This is a genomic window from Streptomyces sp. NPDC058401, from assembly GCF_042722885.1.
Taxonomy (GTDB): Bacteria; Actinomycetota; Actinomycetes; order Streptomycetales; family Streptomycetaceae; genus Streptomyces.
In genome coordinates this window covers 1-3,829 of sequence record NZ_JBHXKA010000261.1, presented here as the reverse complement: position 1 = coordinate 3,829, position 3,829 = coordinate 1, and the positions used below count along the sequence as shown (strand labels likewise).

Annotated in this window: 2 protein-coding genes; both read right to left on the bottom strand. The window is 70.9% G+C overall.

Going from position 1 to position 3,829, the window contains the following annotated elements:
- Positions 1–158: 158 nt before the first annotated feature.
- Positions 159–1,715, bottom strand: a complete 1,557-nt coding sequence (locus ACFWNV_RS39505) for a M28 family metallopeptidase (protein WP_383957142.1) — start codon at positions 1,713–1,715, stop codon at positions 159–161.
- A gap of 315 nt (positions 1,716–2,030) precedes the next feature.
- On the bottom strand, positions 2,031–3,155 hold the full coding sequence (locus ACFWNV_RS39500; RefSeq protein WP_383957139.1) for a DUF5937 family protein: 1,125 nt from the start codon (positions 3,153–3,155) through the stop codon (positions 2,031–2,033).
- Between the last annotated feature and the right edge of the window lie 674 nt (positions 3,156–3,829).

Sequence of the window (3,829 nt, the reverse complement as noted above, 5' to 3'; positions counted from 1 at the left end):
ACCCGCCCTTCCACCGTTCCCTGGGGCTCCGCCCCAGACCCCGCTCCTCAAACGCCGGAGGGGCTGGATGTGACTGGCCCCCGGGAAACGGAGGGAGGGCGGGTAGGGGACTTTGCGCCGCGCAGCGGCACGCTCCCTACCCGCCCCCCTGGGACGGATTACTCCGTGGCGTCGGCGTGGTCGTGGCCCTCGTGGAGGCCACCCCCGCTGCCTCCGCCAGTGCTCGGCGCGGAGACGACCGGCCGGCCCAGCGGAGCCAGGTCGTACGCGTAGTGACCCACCGCGTCCGCGATGACGTCGACGTTGATGTCGAGCGCCTTCTGGTCGATGTTCTTGATCGTGTCGCCCTTGCCGTGGTAGTTCACGTCGTACGCGACCCCGGCCTGCCCGCCGAACTTCGCCGCCTGCTCCGGCGTCTTGATGCCCTCGGCGCCCGTGAACGTACCGCCGGAGGGAATGCCGACCTCGATGAACGGGCCGTAGTCGGAGCGGCCCGAGAAGTCGGTGCCCTCGCGCGGGATCTTCTTGGAGTCGAGGAAGTCGTTGATCCCCTTCTCCAGCTGCGCGGAGCCCTCGGGGCCGGGGCCCGAGCCGACCTTGTCCGAGTCGTCGCCGTCGTAGACGAAGTACGCGGCGTTCGGCGAGGCGATCATGTCGAAGTTCAAGTAGAGCTTGATCTGCTTCTTCTGCTCGTCCGTCAGCCCGGCGACGTACGCCTCCGAGCCGAGCAGGCCGAACTCCTCCGCCGACCACCAGGCGAACTTGACCTTGTTCTTGACCTTGAACTGGCTGCTCGCGAGCTTCTGCGCGACCTGGAGGATGCCGGCCGAGCCGGAGCCGTTGTCGTTGATGCCCGGGCCCGCCGTGACGGAGTCCAGGTGCGCGCCGAGGAAGACGGTGTTGTTCGCGTCGCCGCCCCGCGTCTCCGCGACGACGTTGTACGTCTTGCGGTTCTCCCGGAACTCGCGGATGTCGAGGGTGACCTCGACCGGTCCCGCGGCGGCCTCGGCGGCGAGCCGCTCGCCCTCGGCCAGCGTGACACCACCGGTCGGGATCTTGCCCGCGTCGGCCGAGCCGATGGTGCCGTTCAGGGCGCCCTCGGTGTTGTTGTAGATCACCGCGCCGGCCGCACCGGCCGCCGCCGCGTTCTGCTGCTTGACCGCGAAGGCGCAGCCGCCGCGCTTGATCAGCGCGACCTTGCCCGTGAAGGCGCCCGCGGCGAAGTCGGCGGGCTCGCAGCCGCTGGTGCCGTCGGCGTCGACCGGGGCGGCGGCGATCTGCGCCGTCACGCCGTTCGCCGGGCCGCTGGCGGTGTACGTCATCAGCTTGATCGGGACGTCGCGGCCGGCCGGGCCGTTGACCTTCAGGGTCTCGGCGACCGTCTCGACGTACACGAACTCGAACTCGTTCTTGGTGACCTTGTATCCGGCCGCGCGCATGACGAGCTCGACGTACTGGGCCGACTGGACGTGACCCTTGGAACCCGCCACGCGGGTGCCCTTGTTGAAGTCGGCGATGGTCTGGAAGACCTTCAGGTGGTTGTTGGCACCCTTGCCGGTGGAGTCCTTGACCAGCTTGCGGGCCAGTGCGTCACCCCGGGCGGCGTCGCTCTGCGGGCTGCCGGTGGCTCCGGCCGGTCCGGCGAGGAGCAGCGGGGAGACGAGGGCCGCGGCCGCCAGGGCGGCGGTGGCTGCGGCTATACGTCGTGCGGGCATGAAAGTCCTTCCACGGCAGATGCGCGTGCGCGGGCACTGGGCACTGGGCACAGGTGCGCACGGGCATGCGGGCATGCGGGCAGCGCAAAAAGGGGTGTTTCGGTGCAGACGCAGGTCAAGTGCAGTGCGCCGGATGGGGGAGCGGTGGACGCACGTTAGGCATCAACTGGCGGCCATGGCCAGACTTTTCACTGATTCCGGTTTGTGAAATCCGTATATCGGAGCATCTGAGCCGTCGCATTCCGGCCACTGCCCGCTCTCCGCCTCTCCGCCTCTCCGTCCCTCCGTTCACGGACGGGCGGACCGACCTGCGTGCTAGCGCAGGATGCCCTCGATGAAGTCGGATCCGATCCGCGCGACCGTCGCCAGGTCCAGCTGGTGCTGGACGTACCGCCCTTGGCGACGGGTCTGGATCAGCCCGGCCCTCTTCAGCACCGCCAGATGGCGGGACACCTCCGGGGCGGTGATCCCGTTCGCGGCCGCCAACTCGCCGGTCGTGTACGGGGCGCGCGCCAGATTGCGGCACAGCATCATCCGCATCGGATGGGCCAGTGCCTCCATGCGCCGCTGCATCAGCTCCACCGACCCCGGGGAGGAGGCCAGTTCGGGAGAGCCGAGCGGGTAGTGGATCACCGGACGCCAGCCGGGGGCGTGCAGCACCAGCAGGTGGGGCCAGCCGAAGTTCGTGGGCACGAACAGCAGGCCGCCGCCTATTCGGGGATCGGTCGCGGTCGTGGACCCGTGGACCATCTTGTCGACCGTGACGGTGGTCAGCCCCTCGTCGACGCCCAGCGCCGAGGAGACCTCCTTCAGCACGGCCGGCAGCCCCTTGCGCCGCAGCACCTGCGTCTTGTGCCGGACGTCCGCGCTCTGGCGGGGCCCGATCCGGCGCCAGGTCTCCGCGAAGAAGGCCTCGTCGCAGTCCTCCATCAGCCGGCGCAGCCAGACCCGGACACCGGCGGTGTCGTCGAGCACCCGCACGGCGAAGGCCAACTGCTGCGGCCCGCGCGCGGAGGCCGTCTCCAGGGCCTTCGCCCGGGCGAGCGGATCCGACAGCGGGGACGGCCCGTCGCCGTCGCCGTAGAGGGCCAGCCGGCAGTGCTCCAGGGCGGCCGTCACGAACCGCTCGTCGTCCAGCCGGTCGAGCACGTCGAGCTCCGCCGCCAGGGTGGCGGCGGGCAGCCCGGACCCGCCGGGAATCCCGGCGAAGGCCATGAACAGGTCAGCGAAGGAGCTGCGCCACATGAAATCGCCCTCCAGCAGCCGGTCCGCGAGGTCCGGATCGAGCGCGGCGGCGGTCGTGGAGGTCCAGGAGGCGAGCCCGGGGTGGTGCCCGGGCTGGGAGAGCGCGTGCAACGCCATGCAGAGCTCTGCGAGGGGGGACGGCGCGAAGCCGATCCGCTCCGCGGGGAGCCCGGTGATGTCGATGGTGACGCTCATCGGATCATTCTGCCGCCGCGTGGGCCTCCCGGGCGCCAGGCCGCGCCCGCTTCGGCCGCCTGGGGGATGCCGGTGGGGTGGCCGTGGCCTTGTGCGGCGCCGTTGCCGGGGACGCCGTCCCCGGACCCCTGCGCCTCAAACGCCGGCGGGGCTGGGGGTGGCCTGGGCGCGGCGCTTGCTGCGGGTGGGGCCGGTGCCGGGGGCGGGGTGGGGTGTTGGCCTGGACTGCATGATTTAGGCGCCCTGCCTCCTACGTTCGACAGTTTTGGCTTCCTTTAGCGCCACAAATCACGCTCTACGTCCAGGCCAACACCCCACCCCGCCCCCGTCCCCGGCCTCGGAGTCCAGGTCCCGGCCCTGGGTGGGGGAGTCATGGGGCCTGGATGTGTGAGGTGTGGGGCCTGGGAGGGTGGGTCAGGGAGCCGGGCGGGCGGTCGTGGACCCGGCGGGCGGGTCGTGGATCCGGGCGAGTGGGTCATGGATCCTGGTCGGGCGGGTCGTGGACCTTGGCTGGGCGGGTTGTGGACCCTGGCCGGGCGGTTTATGGACCTTGGCTGGGTGAGCATTCTGCTCCCGCCGGGGTTTGTCTTTTCAGCCGTCCGGCGTTTGAGGACCGGGGTCTGGGGCGGAGCCCCAGGGGTCTGGGCGCAGCCCGGTTCCCCGCTTTCGGTCGG

Coding starts and splice junctions, on each gene's coding strand:
- ACFWNV_RS39500 (WP_383957139.1), bottom strand. CDS start 3,155: ATGAGCGTCACCATCGACATCACCGGGCTCCCCGCGGAGCGGATCGGC.
- ACFWNV_RS39505 (WP_383957142.1), bottom strand. CDS start 1,715: ATGCCCGCACGACGTATAGCCGCAGCCACCGCCGCCCTGGCGGCCGCG.